Origin of the sequence: Pseudomonas sp. GW460-12-10-14-TSB1 (assembly GCF_017349775.1) — a bacterium.
Classification (GTDB): Bacteria; Pseudomonadota; Gammaproteobacteria; order Pseudomonadales; family Pseudomonadaceae; genus Aquipseudomonas; species Aquipseudomonas piscium.
Genome location: NZ_JACNAC010000001.1, coordinates 245,009 through 271,352 on the forward strand (window position 1 = coordinate 245,009; position 26,344 = coordinate 271,352).

Here is a 26,344-nt window from a genome sequence, read left to right on the forward strand (position 1 = left end):
ATCCGTCAGGTTGAGCGAACAGGGGGTATTTAGCCTGATCGCTGTGGATAAGTAAAAAGGCGTCGTGCGGTGTGGTGTCGCAGCGCGGCCGTTCCTCAGTGAGCCGGTACCGCGCGGACCTCGATGGCAACCCCGAGCTTGGCGCGGATGGCGGCAAAGATCGCGGCCAGGTTGTCCATGCTCGGGTTGCCGCTGGCGGACAGCATGCGATGCAGGCTCTTGCTCGGCTTGGCGGTCTCCCGGGCCAGCGCTTCGAAGCCGACGGTGGCGTTGATCAGGTCGCGCAGAATGATCCGCGACATCTCCGGTTCGCCGTTGAGAAACAGCGTAGCAGCCTCGTCCAGCAGCGCCTGGGAAAACGCCGGGTCGCGCTCGGCGCGTTCGGCAATGCTGTGCTTGAAGCTTCGAGTCAGTGCCATGGGTGTCACCTCGTTTTCAGTTCGGCCTTCTTGCGGTGATGGAATTCGGCGATCAGTTTTTTCGCCTGCCTGATGTCTGCCTGCTGGGTGGACTTGTCGCCACCGCCAAACAGGATCACCAGGTGCCGGCCTTCCTGGATCAGGTAGATTCTGTAGCCCGGGCCCCAATCGATGCGGTATTCGCCAAGCCCGTCGAACCACTTGATGTTGGACGTGTTGCCCATTTCCAGGCGTAGCAGCGCGGTGGAAACCTTGACGGCTGCCTGGGTATCCAGCGTTTCGAACCAGCGACCGAAGGGGCTGCGCTGGTTCTCTTGCTGGTATTCCTCGACTGTGATCATCGCCGGCCTTAAAGGTAACAAATAAGTTACTATATGGATAGGCCTTTGATCGTGCCGCAAAGCCTGTTCGTGGCCAACGCCGCAAGTGTTTCCTCTGTCTTCAATACGTGAAGGCACCGTGGCGCGGCGGCCGGGGCTGCGCCTTGCCGTTCAGCGGGGAATGTCGGATGGCTTGGTAACTCGATGTATCGGCCGCGCTTTTGCGCGGCCAGGAGGTCAGTGCAGGGCCTGGAGCAACTCGCCCGGGTCATGGAATTCCCGATCGACGGGTGGCAATGGCGGCCGCTGCAGGATCAGCACTGGCACCCCACGCTCGCGCGCCACTTCCAGCTTGGGTTCGGTGGCGCTGCTGCCGCTGTTCTTGCTGATCAGCACGTCGATGCGGCGGCGTTCGAACAGTTCGCGTTCGCTGTCGATCAGGAAGGGGCCGCGTGCACCAATCACTTCGCACCGCTCATTGCCGGGGTACTGGTCGAGGGCGCGCAGGGTCCAGAACTGCTCGGCGGGGATCTCATGCAGATGCTGCAAGGGCTCCCGACCCAGGGTGAACAGCGGGCGCTTGAAGGGTTGGAGTGCCTGGACCAGTTCGGCCCAGTCGCCAACTTCGCGCCAGTCGTCACCGGCCTGCGCTTGCCAGGCCGGTCGGCGCAGGGCCCAGCAGGGGATGTCACACAGCCGCGCGGCCGTGGCGGCGTTCTGGCTGATCCGGGCGGCGTAGGGATGAGTGGCGTCCAGCAGCAGCTCGATGCCTTGCTCGCGGATGAACTGGGCCAGGCCCTCGACGCCGCCGTATCCGCCGACCCGCACCTGGCAGTTCAGGTCAGCGGGCACGCGCCCGATACCCGCCAGGCTATAGATGTGCTCCGGCCCCAGGGTCCGGGCGATGGCCAGGGCCTCGGTCACGCCACCTAGCAACAATATGCGTTTCATCGAAAGGCTCCGGCATGGCCGACAATGCCGCCCTGGCGATCGATGGCGAAGACTTCGACCTGGACCTGTGGCGGCACCACGCTGCGAGCGAAGTTAAGGGCGTGCTGGCACACCGCGTCGCCCAGGGCGATGCCGGCGGCGCTGGCCATGGCCAGCGCCTGCTGGCTGGTGTTGGCGCCACGGATGGCGTTTTGCAGCGCCTGGTCGGCGCCGACCGCCGCGGCCCATTCGGCCAGTTGCGGCAGGTCGATGCTGGAATGGCGGCTGTGCAGGTCCATGTGCCCGGCCGCGAGCTTGCTGATCTTGCCGAAACCGCCGCACAGGCTGAGCTTGTCCACCGGCACTTTGCGCAGGTGCTTGAGTACGGCGCCGACAAAGTCGCCCATTTCGATCAGGGCGATTTCCGGCAGGTCGTAGACGCGGCGCATGGTGTCTTCGCTGGCGTTGCCGGTACAGGCGGCAATGTGCAGGTAGCCGTTGGTCTTGGCGACATCGATACCCTGGTGGATCGAGGCGATATAGGCCGCGCAGGAAAACGGCCGCACGATGCCGCTGGTGCCGAGGATCGACAGGCCGCCGAGAATGCCCAGCCGCGGGTTCATGGTTTTCAGCGCCAGGGCTTCGCCGTCCTCGACGTTGACCGTGACCTCGAAGCCGCCCTGGTAGCCCCGTTCCCGGGCCAGCGTTGCCAGGTGCTCGCTGATCATCCGGCGCGGCACTGGATTGATCGCCGGCTCGCCCACACCCAGCACCAGGCCGGGGCGGGTCACGGTGCCCACGCCTTTGCCGGCGATGAAACGAATGCCGCTGTCCGGGCTCAGGCGCACCTGGGAATAGAGCAGGGCGCCGTGGGTCACGTCAGGGTCGTCGCCGGCATCCTTGATCGTGCCGGCTTCGGCGCCGTTGTCGGTAAGGCGGCAGAACTCCAGGCGCATCTGCACCTGCTTGCCCTTGGGCAGGACGATCTCCACCGCATCGGCGCTGGTGCCTTCGAGCAACAGGCGCGCTGCCGCCAGGCTGGTGGCGGTGGCGCAACTGCCGGTGGTCAGGCCGCTGCGCAGCGGGGCGGGTTGCTCCGCCGTTTCTTCACGCATGTTGCGCGGCCTTGTGTAGGAGCGAGCTTGCTCGCGATAGCGTCCGCCAGACGGACCGCGTGGTCTGGATCGCGAGAAAGCTCGCTCCTACAGGGGAGGGCAGGGCGCTCATAGCGGTTTGACGAGGTCGAGCAAGGTAATGGGCAGCGCCTGGCGCCAGGTGTCGAAATCCCCCAGCGGCAGGGCTTGGGCGACATGGATGCGGGTCAGCTCGCCGCCATGGCGTTCGCGCCAGGCCATCAGGGTCGTTTCGCTTTGCAGGGTCACGGCGTTGGCCACCAGCCGGCCACCGGGCTTGAGCCGGGCCCAGCAGGTGTCGAGCACGCCGGGGCGGGTCACGCCGCCGCCGATGAAGATCGCGTCCGGGGCTTCCAGGCCGTCCAGGGCTTGCGGCGCGCTGCCGCGAATCAGGTGCAGGCCGGGCACGCCGAGAGCGTCACGGTTGTGTTCGATCAGTTGCTGGCGGCCTGGGTCGGCTTCGATGGCCAGGGCCCGGCAACTGGGGTGTGCGCGCATCCATTCGATGCCGATCGAGCCGCTGCCGGCGCCGACATCCCACAGCAGTTCACCAGGAACAGGTGCCAGGCGGGCCAGGGTAATGGCGCGGACATCGCGCTTGGTCAACTGGCCGTCGTGCTGGAAGGCCGAGTCCGGCAAGCCGGCCAGGCGCGACAGACGCAGCGTATCGGGCTCGGCCAGGCATTCGATGGCCACCAGATTGAGGTCGGCGATGGCCGGGTCGCTCCAGTCGTTGGCGGTGCCGTCGGTCCGCCGTTCGGCTTCGCCGCCCAGATGCTCGAGCACGCTGAGCCGGCTCGGGCCGAAGCCGCGTTCGCGCAACAGCGCGGCGATGGCCGAGGGGCTGAGGCCGTCATTGCTCAGAACCAGCAGGCGCACGCCGCTGAACAGCTGGGCGCTGAGGGCCGCTACGGGTCGGGCGACCACCGAGAGCGTCACCACCTCTTGCAGCGGCCAGCCCAGGCGCGCGGCCGCCAGTGAATAAGAGGAGGGCGAGGGCAGGACGTGCATTTCCTCCTGGGCCACCTGGCGTGCCAGGCTGGCGCCGACACCGAACAGCATCGGGTCGCCGCTGGCCAGCACGCACACCGGCTCGCCCCGCTTGGCCAGTACCGGTTCCAGTGAGAAGGGGCTCGGCCACAACTGCCGCTCGCCGCGGATGCACACCGGCAACAGGTCCAGTTGCCGCTGGCCGCCGACGATCCGCGAAGCGCCCAGCAGGGCGCGCCGGGCGTTCTTGCCCAGGCCCTTGAAGCCGTCTTCACCGATTCCCACTACTGTCAGCCAGGGCGACATCGCTATTCCTCGAGGGTAAAACCTGTTCTTCCGACAGGCAGGCTTTTCATGCCTTCGGACAAAGCAGGCATAATACCGCGCCTTCGCCCGCGAAGCGCCTTTCCCACACAGCCGGTCACCTCCTTGAACGAACGCCCGATGTCCACCGCCTTACGCCCCTCGGCCTGTCCGGGGTTGCTGCGTATCGTCCCGGCACTGGACGGCGGTATCTGCCGGATCAAGCTGGCCGGCGGGGCGATCAGCGCGGCCCAGGCCCGCGCGGTGGCCGATGCGGCCGAGCGTTATGCCGACGGGGTGATCGAGGCGACCAACCGCGCCAACCTGCAGATCCGCGGCATTGGCGCCGAGCATCAGGCGCTGATCGCCGATCTGCTGGCCGCCGGCCTGGGACCGGCCACCGCGGCCGGCGACGATGTGCGCAACCTGATGCTCAGCCCCACGGCCGGGATCGACCGGCAGATGATCATCGACACCCGTCCCTTGGCCGGGCAGATTCTCGCCACCTTGCAGAGCCATCCGCGTTTTCATGAGTTGTCGCCCAAGTTCGCCGTGCAGCTCGACGGTGGCGAAGCCCTGGCCATGCTGGAACATCCCCATGACCTGTGGCTCTCGGCGTTCGAAGGCGCGGGCGAGCCCTGGCTGGCCTTCGGCCTGGCCGGTTGCCCTGGGGACCTGCCCCTGGCCAGCGTGGCGCTGGAGGATGGGCTGGCCCTGGTGGTGGCGGTGCTGGAGCTGTTTCTCGACCTGGCCCGCCCCGAACAGACCCGCATGCGCCAGCTGTTGGCGGAGCACTCGGCGGACGCGCTGCTGGCGCAGGTGTCCGCGCGCTTGCCGGGGCCGGTGATCAGGGTGGGCGATTGGCAGCGCGTGGCCCCTTCCGAGCCGCTGCATATCGGTACTTATCCACAGCGGCAAGCAGGCCGGGTCTATGTCGGCGCCGTCACGCCCCTGGGGCGGCTGGACCCGCTGATGGTGCGCGGCGCGGCGCAGCTGGCCGAGCAATGGGGCGACGGCAGCCTGAGGTTCACCCCCTGGCAAAGCCTGCTGCTGCCAAATCTGCGGGTCGAGGACGCAGATGAAGTCACGCGCTGCCTGCAACAGCTGGGGTTTCTCTGTTCGCCACAGCAGACCCTGGCCCACCTGATTGCCTGCACCGGTTCCAGCGGCTGCGGCAAGGCCCTGGCCGACACCAAGGGCGACGCGGTAAAGCTGGCCGCCTTGCTCCAGCGCCACGGCCAGCGCCTGGACGTCCACCTGTCCGGCTGCTCGCGTTCCTGCGCCGCCGCCCATGTGGCACCGGCCACCTTGCTGGCCGTCGCCCCCGGTCGTTACGACCTCTATTTTCGCGATGCCGCGCAGCCGGGTTTCGGCACGCTGCACGCACGCAACCTTTCCCTTGAAGCGGCCGGCGCATTGCTTGATGCCCGCCCACGGAGCACCCTTGATGATTGATTACATCCGCGACGGTCAGGAGATCTATCGCAACTCCTTCGCGATCATTCGCGAGGAGGCTAGGCTCGATCGCATCCCCGCGGACCTGGAAAAACTCGCGGTGCGGGTGATCCATGCCTGCGGCATGGTCGATGCCATCGACGGTCTGCAATTCTCCGAAGGCGCGGGCCGGGCCGGACGCGCTGCCCTGGCCGCCGGTGCGCCGATCCTCTGCGATGCGCGCATGGTGTCCGAAGGCATTACCCGCGCCCGTCTGCCGGCGAACAATCAGGTGATCTGCACCCTGCGCGACGAGCGCGTGCCGGAGCTGGCCCGCGAGCTGGGCAACACCCGCTCGGCGGTGGCCCTGGAGCTGTGGCGGCCGTACCTGGAAGGCAGCGTGGTGGTGATCGGCAACGCCCCGACCGCGCTGTTCTACCTGCTGGAAATGCTCGACGCCGGCGCGCCGAAACCGGCGCTGATCCTCGGCTTCCCGGTAGGCTTCGTCGGCGCGGCAGAGTCCAAGGCGATGCTCGCCGCCGACAGCCGCGGCGTGCCTTTTGTGATCATGCAAGGTCGCCTGGGCGGCAGCGCCATGGCCGCCGCCGCCGTCAACGCCCTGGCCACGGAGATCGAATGATGCAGCAACCTGGACGTTTGATCGGCCTGGGCGTCGGCCCCGGTGATCCGGAGCTGATTACCCTCAAGGCCCTGCGCCTGCTGCGCGAATCGCCGGTGGTGGCGTACTTCGTCGCCAAGGGCAAAAAGGGCAATGCCTTCGGCATCATCGAAGCGCACCTGCAAGGCGCACAGACCCTGTTGCCGCTGGTCTACCCGGTAACTACCGAAGTGCTGCCGGCGCCGCTGTCCTACGAACAAGTGATCAGCGACTTCTACGACAGCGCCAGCGAGCAGCTGGCCGAACACCTGGACGCCGGCCGCGACGTGGCGGTGATCTGCGAAGGCGACCCGTTCTTCTACGGCTCCTACATGTACCTGCACGACCGCCTGGCCGAGCGTTATGAGGCCGAAGTGGTGCCGGGGGTGTGCTCGATGCTCGGTGGCGCCTCCGTGTTGGGTGCGCCACTGGTGTACCGCAACCAGAGCCTGTCGGTGCTGTCCGGGGTGCTACCCCATGACGAACTCAAGCGTCGTTTGGCCGACGCCGATGCGGCGGTGGTAATGAAGCTGGGGCGCAACTTCCCCAAGGTGCGCCAGGTGCTCGAAGAACTGGGCCTGGCCGAGCGCGCGCTGTACGTCGAGCGGGCGACCATGGCCAACCAGAAGATCGTGCCGCTGGATGAAGTGGAGCCGATGTCTTCGCCGTATTTCTCGCTGATCATCGTGCCCGGCGAAAGGTGGCAAGGATGACGGTCCGTTCCGCACCGGCCATCGTCATCCTTGGCCAAGGCAGCCTGGCAACTGCGCGCAAACTTCAACAGCTGTACCCGGACGCGCTGATCCACGGCCTGGCCGAACGGGTCGAGGGCGCCGACCGGCCGTACCAGGAGTTCGGCGCGACCCTGCGCCAGCTGTATCAACAGGACACGCCGATCATCGCCCTGTGCGCCGCGGGCATCGTCATCCGTACCCTGGCCCCGCTGCTGCTGGAGAAGGGCGCGGAGCCGCCGGTGCTGGCCGTGGCCGAGGACGGCAGCGCCGTGGTGCCGTTGCTCGGTGGCCTGGGCGGGGTGAACGTCATGGCCCGGGAAATCGCCGCCGGGCTGGGCGTGGCAGCGGCCATCACCACCAGCGGCGAACTGCGCTTCGGTACCTGCCTGCTCAACCCACCCAGCGGCTATGCCCTGGGCGATCTGGAGCTGGGCAAGCGTTTCGTCTCCGACCTGCTGGGCGGTGAAAGCGTGCGCATCGAAGGTGCCGCGCCCTGGCTGGCCGAGGCCCGGTTGCCGCAGGACCAGCAAGCCCGGCTGACCATCCGCGTCGGCTCGGCTGAGTGCGAGCCCGCCGCCAACGAGCTGCTGATCTACCCGCGCAGCGTGCTGATTGCCTGCAACGGCAAGATCACTGGCGCCGATGCGCTGCGGGATGCTTTGCACCAGAAGCAGATCGCCGTGCAATCCGTCGCCTGCCTGCTGGCCGCTGACAACGACATGACCAGCCCGGTCCTGCGTGAAGCCGCCGCCGAGCTGGGCGTGCCCCTGCGTTTTGCCTCGGCGGCCAACAGCGTCGCCGAGCTGGCGCAACAGGCTGTGCCGCAACTGCTGCCGCCGCTGAGCGTGGGTGAAGACATCGCCATTGCCGTGGCCAGCCAGCCGCTGGACCCGCAGCAGATCGGCCGCCCCCGTGGTCGCCTGGCAGTGATCGGCCTGGGCCCTGGCGCCGCCGAACTGATGGTGCCGGCGGTGAAAGCCGAACTGGCGCGGGCCAACGACATCCTCGGCTACGAAACCTATGTGCGCATGGCCGGTCCGTTCCGTGCCGACCAGGTCATGCATTGCACCGACAATCGCGAAGAAATGCAGCGTGCGCGCCACGCCTTCGAACTCGCCGCCCAAGGCCGCTCGGTGGTGGTGGTGTCCTCCGGCGACCCGGGTGTCTTCGCCATGGCCGCAGCGGTACTGGAAGCGCTACACGAATCCAGCGAGCCGGGCTGGCATCAGGTGGAGCTGGAGATCCTTCCCGGGGTTTCCGCGTCCCTGGCCACCGCGGCGCAGGCCGGTGCGCCTTTGGGGCATGACTTCTGTGTGCTGTCGCTGTCGGACAACCTCAAGCCCTGGGCAATCATCGAAAAACGCCTGGACCTGGCGTCCCAGGCCGACCTGGCCCTGGCGTTCTACAACCCGATCTCGCGTTCGCGCCCCTGGCAACTGGGTCGTGCACTGGAGATCGTGCGCCAGCACCGCACGCCGGAGACTCCGGTCGTTCTGGGGCGGGATATCGGCCGTCCGGGGCAGACCCTGCGGGTCACCACCCTCGGCGACTTGACCCCGGAGCAGGTGGATATGCGCACCATGGTGTTGGTGGGGTCTTCCACCACCTGCGTATTCCCCAAGGCTGGAGGCGGGGAGTGGGTGTATACGCCGCGCTGGTATCCGTAGCGCCGGCTTAGGGGCGGTGTTTTGCAGGCTTCTGTAGGAGCGAGGCTTGCCCGCGATGACGGTGGTGGCTGCGCAAGCGATTTTGGACGGTGTACATATCCATTGCTGCGGTAACGGCCACTTAGGGTTCCGCCCTTACGGCGGCTCACTTTTGAAAAGCGCAAAAGTAAGCAAAACGCTCTTGCCCCACCACTTGGCACCTCGCCTAGGCTCGGTGTGCCCTCACTCCGGCATTGATCCGTGGGCCGCCGCAATGGGCCGTCCCTGGCCCAGTGCGGCTAACCCGGCGTCCTGCCGGGTTACCCACGGATCAATGCCTGCGCTCGGCCATCGTGGTTAACGGGGCGTTCAGATCAAAAACAACGCGAGGCGGCCTACCGGCCGGCCTGGCAGCGGCTACAGGAGGAATAGGGTCGCCCCCGGTATGTGCGGCAAGTCTGGTTCTGCGGAAGGTAATGGCAACACTTTGACGGTTGCCGCTGATTTTTTGCGAAGCCATAGTTGCCCGGTCGCCGACGCATCGGCGGCCGATCTTAGCCGGTCGGAAAGCATCTCTATGAATGCTAAAGCGCCATCCATTACCATGCTGGCGCTTTTTGCTGCATGGCACCTTCTATGGCAGCTGTGCGCGGGACACCTTCGGGTGTGCCGGGTTTTTCATAGACTGCACCCGGTCGGCTAACCCTCGTACAGCTGCCACCCTTTTGTTTAGCCGCTCGGGGTGGTTGTTCTTCAGCAACCTATGGAGATATACCCGTGACGGACTTCATCCCCCTACAAAGCAATCTCACCCCCACCCCGGTGTTCCACCTCGACCGCAACGCGCCCGCAGCCGATCTGCATGGCGGTGCGGTACAGCGCATCAAGGCCTCGCGGGATCTGATGCACAGCCTCAACTGCCTGAGCCTCAAAGGCGTGAGCGAGCGCGACCTGAGCCACTTCGTCAACGCCGCCCACCTGTTGCTACAAGACGGCTGCGACGCCCTGGATGCCTTGCAGTGGCGCCTGGATGCTTAAAAAATCCCTACCCCAGAAACAGCACAGGCTCACTGTCTCCAGTGAGCCCGCTCGTTCTTGCAGCTTGTAGCTTGCCGCTTGCAACTGCCTTTAACCCAGGTAGCCCTTGACCCCGGTAAAGATGATCTGCGCCGCCAGCGCGCAGACGAACAACCCCATCAAGCGGCTGACGATCTGCAAGCCTTGCTCGCCCAGGATCCGCTCGATGCGGTTTGACAGATAGAGCACCACGCCGACCGTGAAGCTGGCCAGGGCGATGCTGAGGATCGCGGTGAGTTTGTCGTCCCAGTGCGGCTGGCCTACGCCCATCACCAGCAGGGCGCCGATGGTGCCGGGGCCGACGGTCAGCGGGATGGTCAGCGGTACTATGGTCACGTCCTGCTGCACGTTGTCGGTCTGGATCGCCGACTTGCCCTGGGCCATGCCCAGCGCCGAGATGAACAGCACGCTGCCCGCGCCGATGCGGAAGGCATCCACGGTGATGCCGAACACGCTGAAGATCACCCGTCCGAACAGATACAGCAGCACGCTGGAGGCCAGGGTCGCCAAGGCGACGTTCCATGCCAGGCGCCGACGCTCCTTGTTGGAGTAGCCGCGAGTCAGGCTGATGAAGCAGGACAGGACGAAGAAGGGGCTGTAGAGCACCAGCATCTTCAGGTACACGCTGAACAGCACATGGAGCATGGCGCAAACTCACAGCGAGGGAGGGCGAGCGGAGTTTAACAGGCGTTTGCCGTGCTGTCGGCTCAGGACGGTTGCGCCGTAGTGCGGTTCTGCAAGTCGCGCTGCGCCACCCAGTGTTCGATCAACTCGCGCAGTTGCGACAGCTCCACCGGCTTGGCCATGTGCCCGTCCATGCCGGCCTGCCGCGCGCGTTCCTTGTGCTCGGTGAGGATGTGCGCGGTCAGCGCCACCACTGGCGTGCGCACGCGCTGGTTGCCAACTTCCCAGGCCCGCAGCTGCTGGGTGGCGGAGAAACCGTCGAGGATCGGCATCTCGCAGTCCATCAGCACCAGGTCGTAGCGCTGGGCTTTCATCGCTTGCAGGGCTTCCTCGCCGTTGCTCGCGGTATCGGGTTGCAGGTTGAGCTTGCCGAGCATGCCGCGAATCACCTTGGTGGAAATGCTGTTGTCCTCGGCGACCAGGATGCGGAAGTCGCTCGGTACCTTGACCGGCACTGGAACCCCGCTCAGCGCATGGGGCTGGTGCGGCACGAACTGGCCCTTGTTGCGCTGGGTCAGCTCGTCGGCCAGGGTGGTCTTGAGTGTATAGCCGGCCACCGGCTTGGCGAGGATGCGCTTGACCCCGGCGTTACGCGCGATGACCTTGCTCGGCGCGTTGCTGATGCCGGTGAGCATGATCAGCAGGATGTCGTGGTTCAGGCTCGGGTCTTCCTTGATCTTGGCCGCCAGTTGCATGCCGGTCATGCCGGGCATGTTCTGGTCGAGCAGCACCACGTCGAAGTAGTCGCGCAGGTGCGCCTTGGTGCGCAGCAGGGCCAGGGCTTCCTTGCCCGAAGGCACGGCGCTGACGTTCAGGCCCCAGGCGCTGCATTGCTGCACCAGGACCTTGCGGCAGGTGTCGTTGTCGTCCACCACCAGCACCCGCGCCCCTTGCAGCGGGCCATCCAGGTCGGAGGTCGGATGCTCCAGGCGCTCAGGGTCCAGCGGCAGGGTCAGCCACAGGGTGCTGCCCTGGTTGGCGCTGGTCTTGATCCCGAACTCGCCATGCATCAGCAGGATCAGCTGGCGGGCGATGACCAGGCCGAGATTGCCGCCCAGGCGGGTGCTGGCGAGGAAGTTCTTGCTGTGCAGTTCCGAATGCAGCAGGGCATCGCGCTCTTCGGCTTCCATCGGCTGGCCGCTGTCCTGCACGGCGATGCGCAGGCGCGGTTTGCTGGTGCGCTCGTCCAGCGCGACGACTACCAGGACCTCGCCTTCGTCGGTCTTCTTCAGGGCGTTTTCCAGCAGGCTGAGCATGGCCTGGCGCAAGCGGGTCGGGTCACCGCTGATCACCCGCGGCACCTGCGGCTGGATGAAGCTGATCAGCTCGACATTCTGCTGCTCGGCCTTGGCGCGGAAAATACTCAGGCAGTCTTCGATCAGGGCATTGAGGTCGAACTGCACATCGTCCAGCTCGATTTGCCCGGACTCGAGCTTGGAGATGTCGAGGATCTCGTTGATCAGGGTCAGCAGCTCGTTGCCGGCGCTGTGGATGGTCTGCACGTAGTCGCGCTGCTTGACCGACAGCGGCGTGCCCAGCAGCAGTTCGGTCATGCCCAGCACGCCGTTCATCGGTGTGCGGATTTCGTGGCTGATCTTCGCCAGGAACTCGGCCTTGGCATTGACCTCGGCGTTGCTGGCGGCGAGGTCGCGGCTGACGCTGAATTCATCCTCGGTGATGCTGCGCTGGCGCTCGCCCAGGGCGATGCTCATCGCCCACCCGCTCAGGCACATGGTCACCAGCAGGGTGATGATCAGCCCCTGGGGCGCGACCATGGTCAGCCCCAGCAGCGCCGGCAGCACGATCAGCGCGCCGATGTTGAAGATGCCCATGCCGGCTACGAAGTAGCGCGCCGGTCGGTAGCCTTTGTGCCAGTGATAACCGGCGATGAACAGCATGCTCAGGCCGACCAGGGCCACCAGGCCGTAAGTGATGAGGTTCAGCGGCAGCGAATCGACGAACAGCAGCAACAGGCTGCACAGGCCGACCATCAGGATATCGACCAGCAGCAGCTTGTTCAGCGGATGCGGGCCCAGCGGGGCGAAAAAGCGATAGACGAACATCAGCCCGCAAGGGGTGGTAAACAACAGCGCCAGGTAGGCGCCAGGGGTCTGTATCGCATGCCAGTCCGGCAGCCAGGGGCCGAACAGGTTGAGCATCAGCGCCAGGCTGAGCATGACCAATGCTTCGCAGGACGCCAGCCAGAGGCTGCTGCGCGAGCGGGTGTAGGCGTAGCGCACCAGGTTGTGCAGCATCAGCATGCCCATGCAGCCGAACAGCAGGCCGTAGAGCACACTCTGGCCCTGATTGGCCGCGGTCATGACCGCCGATTGCAGGGTGATGTACGGGCGCAGCTGATGGTCGGAGACCAGGCGCAGGTAGACATCGAGGGTCTTCTGGTTCTGCGGCAGCGGCAGCATGAAGTCGCTGCTGGGCAAAGGCCGTTCGGCCTGGGGCTGCTGGGTGCCGGAGGTCAGTTGTTCGACCAGGTTGTCGCCGTCCAGCACATACATGTCCAGACGTGACAGGTCGGGCGCGAAGATCCGCAGCAGTTGTTCGTGCTTGCCCGGTTGCAGTTTGAAACGCAGCCATAACGCGCCTCCGGGTTCGGCGGCGGTGATGCGCTCCAGTTCGATCGGGCTGAATTGATTGGTGTAGCGCGGGGAGCGGATATCGCTCAGTTGCAGGTCGGCCTGTTCATCGAGCAAAACGGCCCAGTTACTGCCTTGTGCGGCCTGGGCCGGGATCAAGCAGAGCAGGGTCAGCAGAGTGACGGTGAAACCTATGGCAGTCCTGAGCCAGCGCACGGCGAAATCCCTTCGTAGGTTGATGCCAGATTATAACTATGCGCGGCGCTGGAGCCGTCCGGCAAGGGCCTGGGGCCCCTGCCGGACAGGAAGACAGGATTACTCCTGATTTTCGCCACGCTCGCGGGCAATGGCCCGGTAACCGATGTCTTTGCGGTAGAAGCAGCCTTGCCAATCGATCTTAGCTGCCAGTTGGTAAGCCTGCTGCTGGGCGGCACCCACGCTTTCGCCCAGGGCGGTGGCGCAGAGTACGCGGCCGCCGGAGGTTACCACTTGACCGTCCTTGAGCGCGGTACCGGCGTGGAAGACTTTGCCTTCCAGTTTGGCGGCTGCGTCCAGGCCTTCGATCACCGCGCCTTTGGCGTAGTCACCAGGATAGCCGCCGGCGGCCAGGACGATGCCCAGGCTCGGACGTGGATCCCATTGCGCTTCGACCTTGTCCAGCGCCTGGGCCAGGGCGGCCTCGACCAGCAGCACCAGGCTCGACTGCAGGCGCAGCATCACCGGTTGGGTTTCCGGGTCGCCGAAGCGGCAGTTGAACTCGATGACCTTCGGGTTGCCGGCCTTTTCGATCATCAGCCCTGCGTACAGGAAACCGGTGTAGACGTTACCTTCGTCGGCCATGCCGCGCACGGTCGGCCAGATCACCTGGTCCATCACGCGCTGGTGCACGTCGGCGGTGACCACCGGGGCCGGGGAGTAGGCACCCATGCCGCCGGTGTTCGGGCCGCTGTCGCCGTCGCCGACGCGTTTGTGGTCCTGGCTGGTGGCCATGGGCAGCACGTTCTTGCCGTCGACCATGACGATGAAGCTGGCTTCCTCGCCGTCGAGGAACTCTTCGATCACCACACGGGAACCGGCGTCGCCGAAGGCATTGCCAGCCAGCATGTCGCGCACGGCGTCTTCGGCTTCGGCCAGGGTCATGGCGACGATCACGCCCTTACCGGCGGCCAGGCCGTCGGCCTTGATCACGATCGGCGCGCCCTTTTCCCGCAGATAAGCCAGGGCCGGCTCGATCTCGGTGAAGTTCTGGTAGTCGGCGGTCGGGATCTTGTGGCGAGCCAGGAAGTCCTTGGTGAAGGCTTTCGAACCTTCCAGCTGGGCCGCGCCAGCGGTCGGACCGAAGCAGTCCAGGCCGCGGGAGCGGAACAGATCGACCACGCCGGCCACCAGCGGGACTTCCGGACCGACGATGGTCAGGGAAACGTTCTTCTCGGCGAAGTCGGCCAGTTGCTCGAGGGCCAATACGTCGATGGCCACGTTCTCGCACTTGGCTTCGATGGCGGTGCCGGCGTTGCCCGGGGCAACGAAGACTTTCTCGACCCGTGGGTCTTGAGCGACTTTCCAGGCCAGGGCGTGTTCACGACCGCCGCTACCAATGATCAGTACATTCATTTCAAAAACCTCGGATGACGCAAATTCTGTTTGAAACCCAAAGCGCTTCACGCCCTGGGAGGTTGCAATGACGCCGGTAGATGCAAGGCGGAGCCCACCTCGATGAGCGGAGTTGCCTTCTGGCAATGAGCATCATCGGGGTGGGCTCCAACGCAGCAGATGCCGGCGTCAGTGCGACCGTTGCCGTATTAGTGGCGGAAGTGGCGCATACCGGTGAAGACCATGGCAATGCCGGCCTCGTCGGCGGCGGCGATCACTTCGTTGTCGCGCATCGAGCCGCCTGGCTGGATCACCGCGGTGATGCCGACCTTGGCCGCGTTGTCGATACCGTCGCGGAACGGGAAGAACGCATCGGACGCCATGACCGCGCCCTGCACTTGCAGGCCGGCGTGTTCAGCCTTGATGGCGGCGATACGGGCGGAGTTCACGCGGCTCATCTGGCCGGCGCCGACGCCGATGGTCTGACGGTTCTTGGCGTAGACGATGGCGTTGGATTTGACGAACTTGGCCACTTTCCAGGCGAAGATCAGGTCGTGGATTTCCTGTTCGGTCGGGGCGCGCTTGGTCACCACTTTCAGGTCGTCGGCGCCGATCATGCCGATGTCGCGGCTCTGCACCAGCAGGCCACCGTTGACGCGCTTGTAGTCCCAGGCTGGAACGCGGTCCGCTGACCATTGGCCGCAGGCCAGCAGGCGCACGTTGGCCTTGGCGGCAACGATGGCGCGGGCTTCGTCGCTGACCGAAGGGGCGATGATCACTTCGACGAACTGACGCTCGACGATGGCCTTGGCGGTCTCGGCGTCCAGTTCGCGGTTGAAGGCGATGATGCCGCCGAATGCCGACTCGGTGTCGGTGGCGTAGGCCAGCTCGTAGGCCTGGCGGATACCGCCTTCAGCGTCCGGGCTCACGGCCACGCCGCACGGGTTGGCGTGCTTGACGATGACGCAGGCCGGCTTGACGAAGCTCTTCACGCATTCCAGCGCGGCATCGGTGTCGGCCACGTTGTTGTACGACAGTTCCTTGCCTTGCAGCTGGGTGGCGGTGGCGATGCCGACTTCGGCAGGCTTGGCTTCCACGTAGAACGCCGCGCTCTGGTGCGGGTTCTCGCCGTAGCGCATTTCCTGGGCCTTGATGAACTGGCTGTTGAAGGTGCGCGGGAATTCGCTGCGGCCTTCGGTGGTCAGGGTTTCGGCCGCCTGGTTCACGGTGCCCATGTAGTTGGCGATCATGCCGTCATAGGCCGCGGTGTGTTCGAAGGCCTTGAGCATCAGGTCGAAACGCTGGGCGTAGGTCAGGCCGCCGGCCTTCAGGCTTTCCAGCACCTGGCCGTAGTCGCTGGCGTTGACCACGATGGCCACGTCTTTGTGGTTCTTGGCCGCCGAGCGGACCATGGTCGGGCCGCCGATGTCGATGTTCTCGATGGCGGTCGGCAGGTCGCAGCCCGGCTTGGAGATGGTGGCTTCGAACGGGTAGAGGTTGACCGCTACCAGGTCGATCGGCTTGATGCCGTGCTCGTTCATGATGGCGTCGTCGATACCGCGACGACCGAGGATGCCGCCGTGGATTTTCGGGTGCAGGGTCTTCACCCGGCCGTCCATCATTTCCGCGAAACCGGTGTAATCCGCGACTTCCACTGCGGCCACGCCGTTGTCCTGCAGCAGTTTGAAGGTCCCGCCGGTGGAGAGGATCTCCACGCCCAGGGCTTCCAGCTCCTTGGCGAATTCGAGGATCCCGGTCTTGTCGGAAACACTGATCAAGGCGCGGCGGATCGGCAGGCGGGTAGTCTGGTCGGTCATCTCAATTTCCATCAAAAGCAAAGGAGTCAGCAAAAAAGGCGACCGGTTTTACGCGGGCGCCTTTCTGGTTTGATTGAATGCTTACAGCAAATCGTACTGCTTGAGTTTCTTGCGCAGGGTGCCGCGGTTCAGGCCGAGCAGCTCGCTGGCTTTGGTCTGGTTGCCCTTGACGTAGTTCATCACGCTTTCGAGCAACGGAGCCTCGACTTCGGAGAGCACCAGGTTGTACACGTCCGTGACGGCCGCGCCCTCAAGGTGGGCGAAATAATTGTGCAGCGCCTTCTCGACACTCCCGCGAAGGGTCTGGCCTTCTTCGCTCGGTGTATTGAGGTGCTGTTTCAAATTCACGTTGTCGCTCACGGGTGCTGTTCCACTCACTAAAGTCTCGGTCATCATCGTCATGCGGCCACCCCCTCTCCGTCCCCTGTCACCAGGCTCTTGTAACGCTCGGCAAAGAACTCACGAACGTTGGCGCACTGTGCTTCCGTATCTTCCAAACGATTGAAGTGGGCGCGAAACTCCCTGGCGCCCGGCAGAGTTGCGAGATACCAGCCCACATGCTTGCGAGCAATGCGTACGCCCATGACATCGCCATAGAAGGCATGCAGCGCGGCCAGATGCTCAAGCAGAATACGTTCCACCTCGAACAGCTCAGGTGCCGGCAGGGTTTGACCGGTACGCAGAAAATGTTCGATCTCACGAAAAATCCATGGCCGCCCCTGAGCGGCCCGACCAATCAACAGCCCGTCGGCACCGGTAGCGTCGAGGACGTGGCGGGCCTTTTCGGGCGAGTCGATATCGCCGTTGGCGAAGACCGGGATCGACACAGCCTGCTTGATCGCGGCAATGGTGTCGTACTCGGCTTCACCTGTGTACAGGTCGGCCCGGGTCCGGCCATGGACCGCCAATGCCGTGATACCTGCCTGTTCGGCGATCTTCGCCACCGTCAGGCCGTTCTTGTTCGCCCGGTCCCAGCCGGTACGGATCTTCAGGGTGACCGGCACATCGACTGCGGCCACCACGGCCTGCAGGATCTCGTTCACCAGATCTTCATCTTTCAGTAACGCGGAGCCGGCGGCCTTGTTGCAGACCTTCTTCGCCGGGCAACCCATGTTGATATCAATAATCTGTGCGCCCAACTCGACGTTGGCGCGGGCGGCATCCGCCAGCATCTGTGCATCGCCACCGGCGATCTGTACCGAGCGTGGCTCGGGATCGCCCTCGTGGATCATGCGCAGACGCGATTTGCGACTGTTCCACAAACTCATGTCGCTGGTGACCATTTCCGAGACTACAAGGCCTGCACCCAACCGCTTGCAAAGCTGACGAAAGGGCTGGTCAGTGACACCCGCCATGGGGGCGAGAATCAAGCCGTTGTGCAATGTATATGGGCCGATGCGTACCGCCGACATAGGACTTCCCTGTTGTGGGGCCGGATCATGAGAGTTCGAAAAAGGGTTGGCATGATACCCGCTCTCGATGACCGGATAAAGGCTGAATTGGATAAAATCTGAACAGTTATTCTGTTATTGCCAACGGTTTGGTCCGCAGGGCAGCAGTCAGAAAACCGTCGTCAATCCAGCGCGGCCTTTGCTCGGATGGCCCGTCTTACTCGGGCGAGTGAAAGCTTAGGCTGTAGTTGACGGCCTTGGGGCCCGGATCGAGGATGTCCAGCGCGATGTGGATCGGCGTCTGCGGCGGCATTTCCGACACGCCTTCGAGTTCGCCCTTGACGTATTCGCCGGGTTTGAAGCGACGACTGGCGATCAGATGGCCGTTGAGGTCGGCGAAACGCAGCTCCAGCAGCGGGAAGGGCTGGGAGAACGGCGCGCGGTTGTAGATGATCGCATCCACTACCAGGGCGCCGCTGAAGTCCGGGTGGCTGCGCACCACCAGGTTGCTGCTTTTGATGCGGCCGATATCGACCTTCGAGGGCACCGTGCAACCCAGTTCCGGGCACAGTTGCTGGAACCAGGGGCGGTACTGGTCCTGTCGCGCCAGTTCGTCGAAGTGATAGGCGATGTACTGGCCCGCCAGGCCGGCGGCGGCCAGCAGGATCAACAAACTCCAGAGGAGGCGGCGGGCCCAGGGCGAGCGGCGCTTTTGCCAGTCCAGCTGGATCGGATCGTCTTCCAGGTCCAGCAGCACGGCGTCCGGCGCCTCGGGCTCGGCGCGGCCGCGCTTGTTGCGTGGCGCCGGGCTGGCAGGAGGCTCGATCTCATCGGGCTCGTCGGCCTTCAGAGAGCCGTGCGCTGGCATGGGCTCCAGGTCGTCGTCCGGGAGCAGGGAGGGCGCCTTGGGCTCGTCTTCCAGATCATCCAGGTTGAAGGACAGCGACGGTTCGGTACGCCCGGAACGGCCGGCGTCGACGGCTGGCTGCTCGGGTTTTTCGTCGAGGTCGTCGCTGGTGCCGGGTGGCTGGCTGAACAGGCTGTCAGGCCAGTGTTCCTCTTCGGCGTCCGGCTGGTCGCGGCGGGCGCTGAGGGTGTCTTCCCTGGAGGCGCGCTCCTGGCCGAAGGCCTTGGTCGGCTGGATTTCCCGCTGTTCGAGCTTGGCCAGCTCCTCGTCCAGGTCGAGGCTGTCCAAATCAAGCTCGGTGGCGCTCCACTGCTTCTGGCTGATGGCGCGCGGTGGCGGCGGGGCCAGCGGTTCGGCAGGGGTGGCCGGTGTGGAAGGTACAGCGACAGCGTCCTTGCCAGCGCGTTGCTCAAGCAACTGCCGTGCGGCGTTGAACACCTGCAGGCACGAGCCGCAGCGCACCACGCCCCGGACCACGCTCAACTGAGCGTGGCTGACGCGGAAGCTGGTCTGGCAATGCGGGCACTGGGTGACGAAACTGTCGGTCATGCGGCGATCCGGTTCATGCAGGCGGCCATTCTAGCGCCGACGGCCGGTGATGCGTACCCAGCCATCGAGGTTGGCGATTGGATCCAGCTCGAAGTCCTGGGCGTAGGCAGCTGCGACTTCCTCACCCTGTTCGGCGAGGATGCCCGACAGCGCCAGGCGTCCGCCGCTCTTGACCAGGCGGGACAGCTGCGGCGCCAGGGAAACCAGCGGGCCGGCGAGAATGTTGGCGACCAGCACGTCCGCCTGGACCTGCGGCAGGTCTTCCGGCAGATAGAGCGGGAACAGCTCTTCGGCGATGTTGTTGCGCCCGGCGTTGTCGCGGGAGGCTTCCAGCGCCTGCACATCGATGTCAGTGCCCACGGCTTGTTTGGCGCCCAGCAGCAGGGCGGCGATCGCCAGGATCCCGGAGCCGCAACCGAAGTCCAGCACGTTGCAGTCTTTCAGGTCCTGGCCGTCGAGCCATTCCAGGCACAGGGCGGTGGTCGGGTGCGTGCCGGTGCCGAAGGCCAGGCCCGGATCGAGCAGCAGGTTGACCGCGTCCGGCTCGGGAGCGGCGTGCCAGCTCGGGACGATCCACAGGCGCTGGCCGAAACGCATCGGCTGGAAGTTGTCCATCCAGCTGCGTTCCCAGTCCTGGTCTTCGATCACTTCGCTGTGATGTTCAGGCAGCGGGCTGCCGGTCAGCAGTTCGAGGTGGGCCAGCACGCTGGCAGCCTCGGTGCCGCCTTCGAACAGGGCCAGCAGGTGGGTGTGATTCCACAGCGGGGTGGTGTTGAGTTCCGGCTCGAAGATCGGCTGATTCTCGGCGTCCATGAAGGTCACCGAAACGGCGCCGACTTCGAGAAAAGCGTCTTCGTAGGTTTCGGCTTGTTCTGGGCTGATGGCGAGACGGACTTGCAGCCAAGGCATGGCGGGCACCTTTGAAATATGTAATGTGCAGCCTAGCGGGCTGCGAGAAGCGCGCAAGTTTACGCGAGCGAGGCGCAGAAAACGACACGCCAGGCGCCATTTCCACTCGCCCACACCGCGTCTCTGTAGGAGCGAGCTTGCTCGAGATGCCTGCAAGGGCGCCGCGTAACACCAGGAAAATGCGCGTTGTCGCTGATGGCCCTATCGCGAGCAGGCTCGCTCCTGCAGGAGGGGCAGAAACGACAAGGCCGCTCGAAAGCGGCCTTGTCGGTCTGGTGCGGTGTCGATCAGTGTTGACCGGCCAGCTTGTGCTCCAGGTAGTGAATGTTCACACCACCTTTGCAGAAGCCTTCGTCACGAACCAGGTCGCGGTGCAGCGGGATGTTGGTCTTGATCCCGTCGACCACGATTTCGTCCAGCGCATTGCGCATGCGCGCCATGGCTTCTTCACGGGTTGCCCCATAAGTGATCAGCTTGCCGATCAACGAATCGTAGTTCGGTGGAACCGCGTAACCGCTGTACAGGTGCGAGTCGACGCGTACGCCATTGCCGCCCGGAGCATGGAAATGCTTGACCGTGCCTGGGCTTGGCATGAAGGTTTTCGGGTCTTCGGCGTTGATCCGGCATTCCAGGGCGTGGCCACGAATGACTACGTCCTTCTGGGAGATCGACAGCTTGTTGCCAGCGGCGATGCTCAGCATCTCCTTGACGATGTCGACGCCAGTGACCATTTCCGATACCGGGTGCTCTACCTGCACACGAGTGTTCATCTCGATGAAGTAGAAACGACCGTTCTCGTACAGGAACTCGAAGGTACCGGCACCGCGGTAGCCGATGTCGATGCACGCCTTGACGCAGCGCGCGAAGACTTCCTGGCGAGCGGTTTCGTCGATGCCCGGAGCCGGCGCTTCTTCAAGCACCTTCTGGTGACGACGCTGCAGGGAGCAGTCGCGGTCGCCCAGGTGGATCGCGTTGCCCTGGCCGTCGGACAGCACCTGGACTTCCACGTGACGTGGGTTGGTCAGGAACTTCTCCAGGTAGACCATCGGGTTGCCGAACGCCGCGCCCGCTTCGGAGCGGGTCAGCTTGGCCGAGGAGATCAGGTCTTCTTCTTTATGCACCACGCGCATGCCGCGACCACCGCCGCCGCCAGCGGCCTTGATGATCACCGGGTAGCCGACTTCACGGCCGATGCGCAACGCGGTTTCTTCGTCTTCCGGCAGCGGGCCGTCGGAACCGGGAACCGTAGGTACGCCGGCAGCGATCATGGCGTGCTTGGCCGATACCTTGTCGCCCATCAGGCGAATGGTCTCGGCTTTCGGGCCGATGAAGGCGAAGCCGGAGTTCTCGACCTGCTCGGCGAAGTCGGCGTTTTCCGCGAGGAAGCCGTAGCCTGGGTGAATGGCGGTGGCGCCAGTCACTTCGGCGGCCGCGATGATCGCCGGAATGTGCAGGTAGGAGTGCGCGGCGGAGGCCGGGCCGATGCAGACGGATTCGTCTGCCAGACCCAGGTGCATCAGTTCCTTGTCGGCCTTGGAATAAACGGCGACGGTCTTGATACCCATCTCTTTGCAGGCACGCAGAATCCGCAGGGCGATTTCACCGCGGTTGGCGATCAGAACTTTTTCCAACTTCGCAGACATCGTTGGCTCTCCGCGGTTCAAACGATGGTGAACAGCGGTTGGTCGTACTCAACCGGCTGGCCGTCTTCGACGAGGATGGATTCGATCACACCGCTGGTTTCAGCTTCGATGTGGTTCATCATCTTCATGGCTTCGACGATGCACAGGGTGTCGCCTTTCTTCACGCTCTGGCCGACTTCAACGAAGGCTGGCGAGGTTGGCGAGGATTTGCGGTAGAAGGTGCCGACCATCGGCGAACGGGCAACGGTGCCGTTCAGCGCTGGGGCAGCTGGAGCGGCTGGTGCAGCAGCGGCGGCCGGAGCGGCAGCGGCAGGTGCGGCGGCCGGAGCAGCCATCGGTGCCGGTGCGTAGTACTGCTGGGCTGGAGTCTTGCTGTGGCGGCTGATGCGTACGGACTCTTCGCCTTCCTTGATCTCGAGCTCGTCGATGCCGGACTCTTCCAGCAGTTCGATCAGTTTCTTAACTTTACGGATATCCATGAATCATCAACTCCCAAGGGTCGGTCAGGGGCGTTTAGCTTGTTGTTCAAGCTGCTCTAGTGCGGCCTCCAGGGCCAGTCGGTAACCGCTGGCGCCAAGGCCGCAGATCACTCCCACCGCAACGTCGGAGAAGTAGGAGTGATGGCGGAAAGGTTCGCGTTTGTGCACGTTGGACAAATGCACTTCGATGAATGGGATGCTCACCGCCAGCAGCGCGTCACGTAATGCGACACTTGTATGCGTAAAAGCTGCTGGATTGATCAGAATGAAGTCCACGCCTTCATCGCGGGCGGCGTGGATACGGTCGATCAATTCATACTCGGCGTTGCTTTGCAGGTAGAGCAAATGGTGGCCGGCCTCGCGAGCCCGGCGTTCCAGGTCCTGGTTGATCTCAGCCAGGGTGACTGCACCGTAGACCCCCGGTTCACGGGTGCCGAGCAGGTTCAGGTTGGGTCCGTGAAGCACCAGTAGGGTCGCCATCTGCCGTTCCTTGTTTTATCTGTGGGCCATTATTCAGAACCCGGCGACTATGCCGCAAAGCCTTTGTGACTGTCCAGTTCTCTGCAATAGGCAGCACGATGACCGATGTTTACGCGAAGTATGTGACCAACTGACTAAATCCGGTCATTCGCTGCGGTAATGCGTTCGGCGAAGTCCGCGGCGCTGATTTCGCCGACCACGCGCACATCGGCACGTTCGACGCCATCTTTGCCGAAGAACATCAATGCCGGCGGGCCGAACAGTTGGTAACGGTCCAACAGGGCGCGCTGTTCGCGGTTGCTGGCGGTGATATCGAAGCGAACCAGGCGATAGCCTTGCAGGCGCTCGACCACCTGGCTGTCGTTGAGCACCTCGCGTTCGATGACTTTGCAACTGATGCACCAGTCGGCGTACCAGTCGAGGAGCAGTGGGGCGCCCGCGTTTCGGGCGTCGGCCAGGGCCCGGTCCAGCTCTTCCGGAGTGGTGATGGTCTGCCACTGGCCGGCGCTGCTCTTCTCAGGGCTGTTGCTGGTGGTCGCGACTGGCGGGCGGGCGAGCGGGCTGAGCGGATCGGTCTGGCCGCTGAATGCGCCGTACCAGCAGGCCAGGGCATACACCAGCAGGAACAGCCCGCACAGCTGCGCCAGGCGCGCGCGGGGTGCCTTGTAGACAAACTCCAGGGCGCCGAGAAACAGACCGACACCCGCCGCCAGCGCGCCAATCAGCAGCAGGCTGATCTGGCCCGGCAAGACCCGGCTCAGCAGGCCGATCGCCAGGCCGAGCAACAGCACGCCAATGGCGTTTTTCACATAGACCAGCCATGGCCCGCTTTTCGGCAGCCAGGCCGCGCCGCCGGTGGCCACCAGCAACAGCGGTGCGCCCATGCCCAGGCCCAGAGCGAACAGTTTCAGGGCGCCGCCCAAGGCGTCGCCGCTGGCGCTGATATACAGCAGGGCGCCCGCCAGGGGCGCCGAAACGCAGGGCGATACCAGCAGGCTGGACACCACCCCGAGAACCGCCGCGCCCCACAGCGAGCCGCCTTCGGTGCGCCCGGCAATGCGTTCCAGACGCTGGCTGATAAAGCGCGGCAGCTTGAGTTCGAAGACGTCGAACATCGCCAGGGCGAACACGGCGAAGAACAGCGCAAAGGGCACCAGCACCCAGGCGGATTGCAGGCGCGCCTGCAAATTGAGCTGGGCGCCGAACAGCCCCATCAAGGCGCCGAGCAGGGCGAAGCAGGCGGCCATCGGCAACACATAGGCCAGCGACAGATTGAAACCACGCCAGCCGCCAACCTGGCCCTTGAGGACCACGCCGGACAGAATCGGCAGCATTGGCAGGACGCAGGGGGTGAACGTCAGGCCGATGCCGGCGAGGAAGAACAGCGCCAGTTCGCGCCAGCTCCAGCCGGTTTTCCCATTGTCGGTAGCGGGGCTACCGGCACTTGAGGCACTGGCAGAAGAGGCCGCGCCATCGATCTGCAAACGCTCGGTTTCCGGTGGATAACATAGGCCCTTGTCGGCGCAGCCCTGGTAAGTCACGGCCAGGGTAAAGGCCCGTTGATCCGTGGCGCTGCGCGGCAGTTCGACATCGACAATGCCGTGGTAGACCTCGACATTGCCGAAAAACTCGTCATGTTTCTGTTCGCCCTTGGGCAGTTGGGCGGCACCCAGAGCGATCTCGGCGGGCTCGGCGCGGAACTGGAAGCGGTGGCGATAGAGGTAATAACCCTCGGTGGTGACGAAACGCAGCTTGATCGACTGCGGCGTGCTTTGCAGCAGGCTCAGCTGGAACGCTTCGCGCACCGGCAGGAAGTCGGCGCTGTTGTTGATCGAGCCCAGGGTCGAACTGGGGCGGCTGTCCAGCAGCCCGGCAGCGGTCGCCGGCAGGGCAAGCACAAACAGCATCAGGCAAAGCAGGCGACGCATGGCAATCTCGCGAATCGAAGGTGTGCGCATGATAGCGGAGAGCGGCGGGGTTCGCAGGCTGGCGGGTGGCCTGGGTTGCTTTTGATCGCGGGCAAGCCTCGCTCCTACAGGTTCGCGTCATCTGTAGGAGCGAGGCTTGCCCGCGATAAGGCTCGAGTCAGACGCGGAACGCCTGCACTGCCGTATGCAACTGGCCGCCCAATGCCAGCAGGTTCTCGCCTTGTTCGCGGCCTTCGCCGATGCGTTGCAGATTATCCCCACCCAGTTGATGGATGCGCTCGCTGTGGTCGCGGATTTCGCTGACGGCGCCGCTTTGCTGGGCTGTGACATCGGCGATGCGGATGGCGGTATCGGAAATGGTCTGGATCGCCCCGACGATTTCATCCAACGCACCGTCGGCGGCCTGGGCCTGGCTGGCGGTGGCTTCGGCATGTTCGACCTGGGCGCGCATGCCTTCCACCGATTGCCGGGCAGCGGCCTGCAGGCCGGCGATCAGGGTCTGGATCTCGGCGGTGGCGCCGGCGGTGCGCTGGGCCAGGGAGCGCACTTCCTCGGCGACCACGGCGAAGCCGCGGCCCATTTCCCCGGCCCGCGCGGCTTCGATGGCGGCGTTCAGGGCCAGCAGGTTGGTCTGGTCGGCAATGGAGCGAATCACCGTGAGCACGCCGCCGATGGTCGCCGACTCCTCGGCCAGTTGCTCGATCATCTGCGCGTTGCCCTGCACTTCACCGACCAGGGCATGCAGCCCGGTCAGGCTCAGGCCGATCACTTTCTGCCCCTGTTCCACCGCCAGCCCGGCGCTGCGGCTGGCATCGGCGGCCTGGCTGGCATCGCCGGCGACTTGCTGGATGGTCGCTTCCAGCTCGCCCAAGGCGTCGCGGATCTGCGCGGTATCGCCGGCCTGGCGCTCGGCGCCGCCGTGCAGGCCAGTGCTCAGGTCCGCCAGGGCGCGGCTGCTGCCGGCGACCTGTTCGGCGTTCTGCCGGATGGTACCCACCAGGTCCACCAGGTAGGCGCGCAGACGGTTCAGGGATTCTTCGATGTCATGCAGTTCGCGGTTGGTCCGGCCCAGCTGGATGTCGCGGCTGAAGTCGCCTTCGGCCCAGGTCGACAGGGCCGGCGCCAGGTTGGTCAGAACCCGCGCCAGTCGGCGCTGCAAGGTGTCGATGACCAAGGCGATCAGCAGGATCAGGCCGATCATCAGGCCCTGCATCAGCCGCACTTCGCTCTGGATCTGCCCATGCTGGGCGCGCACCACCGGTTCCAATTCGGCAATGGCTTGCTGCACGGCGGTGATTTTCAGGTGGGTGGCGGCGCTGAGGTCGGCGCGTTTCTGGATCTGTTCGCGGGTGCGGTTCAGCTCGGCGGGGTAGCGGCCGAGCAGGCTGTTGAGTTCGCGCTTGAGGCCGATGCCGGCGTCTTCGACGGCGGCCTTCTCGGTGTTCTCCAGGCCCATCATGGCGGCGAAGTCATCGGTGTTCGATTCGTTGCTGGCCGCGACACCCAGCAAGGGCAGGGCTTCCAGTTGCTCGGCCTGGGCGCGCATGTTGCTCACTTCGCGCTCGACATCGGCGGCCAGCTCGCTGCGGCCGCTGCTCACCAGTTTTTCCCGGGCCAGGGACAGCTTGCCCAGGTGCTGGGAGGCGGTCAGCAGCAGCGGCAGGTAGGTCGCGGCGCTCGGATTGCTGGCCGCCCCGGTGGCGTACTGGCTCAGTTGTTCGAGGCTGGCCCC

The 26,344-nt window shown here is 64.8% G+C and carries 23 protein-coding genes; 5 read left to right on the forward strand and 18 right to left on the reverse strand.

The window, feature by feature from the left end; genetic code table 11:
• Positions 1 to 95: 95 nt before the first annotated feature.
• The 5 genes from J4D52_RS01080 to cbiE all read right to left on the reverse strand — a co-directional run bounded on the left by J4D52_RS01080 (position 96) and on the right by cbiE (position 4,098).
• Positions 96 to 419 (reverse strand): DNA-binding protein, encoded by a 324-nt coding sequence (locus J4D52_RS01080; protein ID WP_009046758.1) that lies wholly within the window; start codon positions 417 to 419, stop codon positions 96 to 98.
• Between the two features lie 5 nt (positions 420 to 424).
• Positions 425 to 760, reverse strand: coding sequence for a type II toxin-antitoxin system RelE/ParE family toxin (locus tag J4D52_RS01085; RefSeq protein ID WP_009041967.1), 336 nt, complete (start codon positions 758 to 760; stop codon positions 425 to 427).
• A gap of 216 nt (positions 761 to 976) precedes the next feature.
• On the reverse strand, positions 977 to 1,690 hold the full coding sequence (locus tag J4D52_RS01090) for a cobalt-precorrin-6A reductase (RefSeq protein ID WP_102675974.1): 714 nt from the start codon (positions 1,688 to 1,690) through the stop codon (positions 977 to 979).
• Positions 1,687 to 2,784, reverse strand: a complete 1,098-nt coding sequence (locus J4D52_RS01095) for a cobalt-precorrin-5B (C(1))-methyltransferase (protein ID WP_063428089.1) — start codon at positions 2,782 to 2,784, stop codon at positions 1,687 to 1,689. Before J4D52_RS01095 ends, J4D52_RS01090 begins: the two co-directional genes overlap by 4 nt.
• 108 nt (positions 2,785 to 2,892) lie before the next feature.
• Positions 2,893 to 4,098, reverse strand: coding sequence for a precorrin-6y C5,15-methyltransferase (decarboxylating) subunit CbiE (gene cbiE / locus J4D52_RS01100; RefSeq protein WP_102675975.1), 1,206 nt, complete (start codon positions 4,096 to 4,098; stop codon positions 2,893 to 2,895).
• Between the two features lie 138 nt (positions 4,099 to 4,236).
• Between cbiE and cobG the strand changes: the two genes are divergently transcribed.
• The 5 genes from cobG (at position 4,237) to J4D52_RS01125 (ending at position 9,605) form a co-directional block, all read left to right on the forward strand.
• The gene (gene cobG / locus J4D52_RS01105; protein WP_305887513.1) at positions 4,237 to 5,550 is read left to right on the forward strand and encodes a precorrin-3B synthase; all 1,314 of its coding nucleotides are present in this window, start codon (positions 4,237 to 4,239) and stop codon (positions 5,548 to 5,550) included.
• Positions 5,543 to 6,169, forward strand: coding sequence for a precorrin-8X methylmutase (locus J4D52_RS01110; RefSeq protein ID WP_063428096.1), 627 nt, complete (start codon positions 5,543 to 5,545; stop codon positions 6,167 to 6,169). The genes cobG and J4D52_RS01110 overlap by 8 nt, the downstream gene beginning before the upstream one ends.
• Positions 6,169 to 6,900, forward strand: coding sequence for a precorrin-2 C(20)-methyltransferase (locus J4D52_RS01115; RefSeq protein WP_025807979.1), 732 nt, complete (start codon positions 6,169 to 6,171; stop codon positions 6,898 to 6,900). Before J4D52_RS01110 ends, J4D52_RS01115 begins: the two co-directional genes overlap by 1 nt.
• Complete coding sequence (gene cobJ, locus J4D52_RS01120) at positions 6,897 to 8,588, forward strand: precorrin-3B C(17)-methyltransferase (RefSeq protein WP_102675977.1); 1,692 nt, start codon at positions 6,897 to 6,899, stop codon at positions 8,586 to 8,588. The genes J4D52_RS01115 and cobJ overlap by 4 nt, the downstream gene beginning before the upstream one ends.
• Positions 8,589 to 9,344: 756 nt before the next feature.
• Entirely contained in the window at positions 9,345 to 9,605 is a 261-nt protein-coding gene (locus J4D52_RS01125; RefSeq protein ID WP_016703770.1) for a hypothetical protein, read from the forward strand.
• 90 nt (positions 9,606 to 9,695) lie between these two features.
• Here the strand turns inward: J4D52_RS01125 and J4D52_RS01130 are convergent, their stop codons facing one another.
• From J4D52_RS01130 to J4D52_RS30680, 13 genes are all read right to left on the reverse strand, one after another.
• Positions 9,696 to 10,289 carry a MarC family protein gene (locus J4D52_RS01130; protein ID WP_009046767.1) on the reverse strand — a complete coding sequence of 198 codons (594 nt, stop codon included), beginning with the start codon at positions 10,287 to 10,289 and terminating at the stop codon, positions 9,696 to 9,698.
• Positions 10,290 to 10,351: 62 nt separating this feature from the next.
• Entirely contained in the window at positions 10,352 to 13,135 is a 2,784-nt protein-coding gene (locus J4D52_RS01135) for a hybrid sensor histidine kinase/response regulator (RefSeq protein WP_102675978.1), read from the reverse strand.
• Positions 13,136 to 13,234: 99 nt separating this feature from the next.
• A complete protein-coding gene (gene purD, locus J4D52_RS01140; RefSeq protein ID WP_102675979.1) occupies positions 13,235 to 14,530 on the reverse strand; it encodes a phosphoribosylamine--glycine ligase in 1,296 nt (431 codons plus the stop codon).
• A 188-nt stretch (positions 14,531 to 14,718) separates the two neighbouring features.
• Complete coding sequence (gene purH / locus J4D52_RS01145; RefSeq protein WP_025807973.1) at positions 14,719 to 16,326, reverse strand: bifunctional phosphoribosylaminoimidazolecarboxamide formyltransferase/IMP cyclohydrolase; 1,608 nt, start codon at positions 16,324 to 16,326, stop codon at positions 14,719 to 14,721.
• 81 nt (positions 16,327 to 16,407) lie between these two features.
• Positions 16,408 to 16,728 (reverse strand): DNA-binding transcriptional regulator Fis, encoded by a 321-nt coding sequence (gene fis / locus J4D52_RS01150; protein WP_007921650.1) that lies wholly within the window; start codon positions 16,726 to 16,728, stop codon positions 16,408 to 16,410.
• Positions 16,725 to 17,738 carry a tRNA dihydrouridine synthase DusB gene (gene dusB, locus J4D52_RS01155; RefSeq protein WP_097305756.1) on the reverse strand — a complete coding sequence of 338 codons (1,014 nt, stop codon included), beginning with the start codon at positions 17,736 to 17,738 and terminating at the stop codon, positions 16,725 to 16,727. Before dusB ends, fis begins: the two co-directional genes overlap by 4 nt.
• Before the next feature lie 196 nt (positions 17,739 to 17,934).
• Positions 17,935 to 19,173, reverse strand: a complete 1,239-nt coding sequence (locus J4D52_RS01160) for a DUF3426 domain-containing protein (RefSeq protein ID WP_102675980.1) — start codon at positions 19,171 to 19,173, stop codon at positions 17,935 to 17,937.
• 30 nt (positions 19,174 to 19,203) lie between these two features.
• The gene (gene prmA / locus J4D52_RS01165; RefSeq protein ID WP_102675981.1) at positions 19,204 to 20,082 is read right to left on the reverse strand and encodes a 50S ribosomal protein L11 methyltransferase; all 879 of its coding nucleotides are present in this window, start codon (positions 20,080 to 20,082) and stop codon (positions 19,204 to 19,206) included.
• 287 nt (positions 20,083 to 20,369) lie between these two features.
• Positions 20,370 to 21,725: an acetyl-CoA carboxylase biotin carboxylase subunit gene (accC, locus tag J4D52_RS01170; protein ID WP_025807967.1), complete on the reverse strand. Its 1,356-nt coding sequence runs from the start codon at positions 21,723 to 21,725 to the stop codon at positions 20,370 to 20,372.
• A gap of 17 nt (positions 21,726 to 21,742) precedes the next feature.
• Positions 21,743 to 22,204 (reverse strand): acetyl-CoA carboxylase biotin carboxyl carrier protein, encoded by a 462-nt coding sequence (gene accB / locus J4D52_RS01175; RefSeq protein WP_009046774.1) that lies wholly within the window; start codon positions 22,202 to 22,204, stop codon positions 21,743 to 21,745.
• 24 nt (positions 22,205 to 22,228) lie between these two features.
• Entirely contained in the window at positions 22,229 to 22,684 is a 456-nt protein-coding gene (gene aroQ, locus J4D52_RS01180) for a type II 3-dehydroquinate dehydratase (RefSeq protein ID WP_007921644.1), read from the reverse strand.
• A 134-nt stretch (positions 22,685 to 22,818) separates the two neighbouring features.
• Positions 22,819 to 24,612 (reverse strand): protein-disulfide reductase DsbD, encoded by a 1,794-nt coding sequence (locus tag J4D52_RS01185; RefSeq protein WP_102675982.1) that lies wholly within the window; start codon positions 24,610 to 24,612, stop codon positions 22,819 to 22,821.
• Between the two features lie 157 nt (positions 24,613 to 24,769).
• Positions 24,770 to 25,318, reverse strand: a complete 549-nt coding sequence (locus J4D52_RS30680; RefSeq protein WP_404940395.1) for a methyl-accepting chemotaxis protein — start codon at positions 25,316 to 25,318, stop codon at positions 24,770 to 24,772.
• Positions 25,319 to 26,344 lie beyond the last annotated feature (1,026 nt).